At 35.2% G+C, this 3,157-nt stretch carries 4 protein-coding genes; all 4 read left to right on the top strand.

Annotated elements, in window-relative coordinates; translation table 11 throughout:
• Nucleotides 1-419 (top strand): hypothetical protein (locus ACR2MV_RS15665; RefSeq protein ID WP_434023145.1); only part of this gene is annotated, 419 nt, incomplete at its 5' end.
• Complete coding sequence (locus tag ACR2MV_RS15660; RefSeq protein WP_434023144.1) at nucleotides 412-1,176, top strand: glycosyltransferase family 2 protein; 765 nt, start codon at nucleotides 412-414, stop codon at nucleotides 1,174-1,176. The genes ACR2MV_RS15665 and ACR2MV_RS15660, both read left to right, overlap by 8 nt.
• A 28-nt stretch (nucleotides 1,177-1,204) precedes the next feature.
• Nucleotides 1,205-2,638, top strand: coding sequence for an exopolysaccharide biosynthesis polyprenyl glycosylphosphotransferase (locus ACR2MV_RS15655; protein ID WP_434023142.1), 1,434 nt, complete (start codon nucleotides 1,205-1,207; stop codon nucleotides 2,636-2,638).
• Nucleotides 2,639-2,670: 32 nt separating this feature from the next.
• The coding region (locus ACR2MV_RS15650) for a uracil-DNA glycosylase family protein (protein WP_434023140.1) at nucleotides 2,671-3,157 on the top strand (487 nt) is incomplete at its 3' end.

Here is a 3,157-nt window from a genome sequence, read left to right as displayed (position 1 = left end):
TTTGGATGAATCAGAGAGCTATTATGAAAGTTTCCTCCGTTGAAATTGCCTTTCGATCTGACTCTATACTCAAAAACAATTTGAAGTTCGACGAAAAATTTGGTCTTGGATCTACATTTCCAACAGGAGAAGAAGCGATATTTCTGTCTGATGCTTTGAAAAAGGGCCTAAAAATAAAATACGTTCCCATTCCTATCGTACAACATCCCAAAGAATCCTCTGGCTATAACTACACGAATAATTATTCACTAATTATGGGCAAGGGAGCCATGCTCTGCAGAATCTTTGGTTGGAAGGCTTATGTGATCTCCATTGCTTTTGCCCTAAAAAAATACAAACTATCATCCATATCATTGATCAAATTCATTCAAATCATGTTTGAAGGGATATCATCTTATAAGAGATTGCAACATGTCTAATCAAAAAGTGTCAGTCATAACACCGCTCTTCAACTCAGAGAAATATATTGCTGAGACGATTGATTCCGTTTTGAAACAATCTTATAAAGACTTTGAAATGATTATCATAGATGATTACTCAGAAGACAATTCAATTAAAATTGTCAAAGAATATTCCGACCCCAGAATTCACTTGATTTGCCTAAACGAAAATAGTGGAGCCGGAGTTGCTCGAAACAAGGGAATTGAAGCTGCAACAGGCAGGTATATTGCTTTTTTGGATTCAGATGATCTTTGGGTATCAGACAAACTGGAAAAGCAACTAAACTTTATGAACTCAAAAAACATCTCATTTTGTTTTAGTTCTTTTTTTCTTATGGATGAAAAGGGCGTTGGCAACGGAACTTACAGAAAAGCGTTGACGAAAGTAGACACAAGAACAATGCTAAGAAACAACTATATTGGATGTCTTACATCGGTTTATGATACTCAAAAATTTGGCAAGGTGTATATGAGCACACATAAAAAAAGACAGGATTGGGGATTATGGCTTAAACTACTCTCTCAAACACAATGGGCCGAATCTATAGATGAACCTTTAGCTTACTATCGATATGGAAATAAGTCCTTAAGCAACAACAAGTGGAAACTTCTGAGAGAAAACTATTTGTTTTATCGCAATCAGGTGGGTTTATCGACCCTTGGATCTGTTTTCAGAATGATATCCTTTTTATTTTTCTATTTTGAATACAAGATAAATTTCACCAAAGCAATGTGAAAATAGTATCTTTGCCACAAATAGAATCATGTTGAATTCGGTTCATAAAATTCAGGAAAATACAAAGAGAACGATCTCACTTCCTCAACTGGGGCTATGGCACAAAAAAACACTGCTTGCTTTTGTTGATATGAGCTTGCTTTTTTTATGTCTTTTGTACTTCCATAGAGCAGCGACTCCACATCTTGAAATTTATGAATTCATTCAGAACTATAACCTAAACTTATTCGCAGCGGTTGGTTTTTTTTGGATACTGACGATCATTTTCAACTTTTATGACCTTGATTATGTGAACAAGACCCGAAAGGTATTACCGCTTTCCTTTTTTATTGGAATCATATTTACATTTACCTATTTTTTGACAGCTGCCATTGGTTTGAATACCATCATCAGCAATTCCAATCTATTCATTTTCATTTTCGGATTTACCTCCTTATTGATCATCTGGCGTATTATTTACGCTTCGGTGATACATTCTAATGTGTTTGCAAAAAAATGTATTATTCTTAGCGGGATAGAAAATGATCAGACCTCCATTAATGAGGTGAGCAGGGCCCTTGTTGGAAATGAATTTGAATATGGCCTGAAGGTTGTAAGCAACTACAAAGTCTCAGCGGATCAAAAACAAATTGACAGCTTGTCGAGAGCCGTTGAAAGAATTGTAGACAAGAAATTAATTGACACCATCATTATCATGGATAAAGACCAGGAATCAATTTCCAATGCCTTGAATACCTCATTGGTTAAAGCCATCGGAAATGGAGTTCAGGTAAAAACTTATTTTAAACTATACGAGGAAGTTAAAGAAGCTATTCCTGTTCAATTTGCCGGAAATCAATTATATACAATTCTGCCAATTTCCAAATACAACAATAACTATGTATACCTCTTATGGCATAAGGCAATTGATATTATTTCTTCTTTCTTAGGTCTTTTTACGATGCTGGTGCTAAGTCCCCTTATCTTATTTATGAATTTGTTTTTTAATAAAGGTCCTTTGTTTTACAAACAAAAGAGAGTTGGAAAAGGCGGGGAAGAAATTGAGATTGTTAAGTTCAGGTCCATGATCGTTGAAGCTGAAAAGGATGGTGCAAAAATGACTATTAAGGGAGATAAAAGAGTGACTCAGTTTGGCAAGATCATTCGAAAGCTACGGATTGATGAATTACCACAGTTTTGGTCTGTTTTAAAAGGTGATATGAGTCTGATAGGACCCAGACCTGAACAAAAGACATTTATTAATGAGTTGGTCAAAAGCATTCCGCTATACGATTCCAGACATCTTATAAAACCAGGGATTACAGGCTGGGCACAGGTAAAATATGAATACGGGTCGAGCATTGAAGACTCTTTAAAAAAATTAGAATACGATTTGTATTATATAAAAAACAGATCGATCACGCTTGATATTCGAATCATCTTTAAGACCATTAATACCATCGTGTTCTATAAGGGTGAATAATTCGAAAAAAGATTTTTAAATTCACTTCATCAATGTTTTTACACCAACATCCTTATCCACCTTTTATTCCGGAAAACGCAACCACATTGATTGTAGGTACTATTCCTCCTCCCAGATTTAGTACTGGAGAATTATTAAGTGAAGATGTGGATTTTTGTTATGGCAGTAAATATGGCTTGCTCTGGCCGATACTTTCGCAAATATTCGATCTTGACCTTTTGTATGAACCAACAAATGAAGCTATTCAACAAAGAAAAAATTTTCTTATAAAGCAAAAGATAGGGATATGTGATATAATTGAAAGTTGCAGGCGATTGAAAATCGATGCTTCCGATGTTGGTATGGATCATATTGATCTGAGAAATCTGTTGGCTTGTTTGGAAAACAATACGGGGATCACAACAATTCTATTCATGGGAGGAAATAGTAAAAATGGTCCGGAATACCTATTCAGAAAGTTCATAAAGTCGCTAAACATTGATTTCATAGCCACCAATTCCAATCGACCAAGAAGGCATC

Origin of the sequence: Lutimonas sp., assembly GCF_051011215.1 — a bacterium.
GTDB lineage: Bacteria > Bacteroidota > Bacteroidia > Flavobacteriales > Flavobacteriaceae > Lutimonas.
Note: the sequence above shows the minus strand (reverse complement) of the source record. Positions and strands in the feature narration are given on the sequence as shown.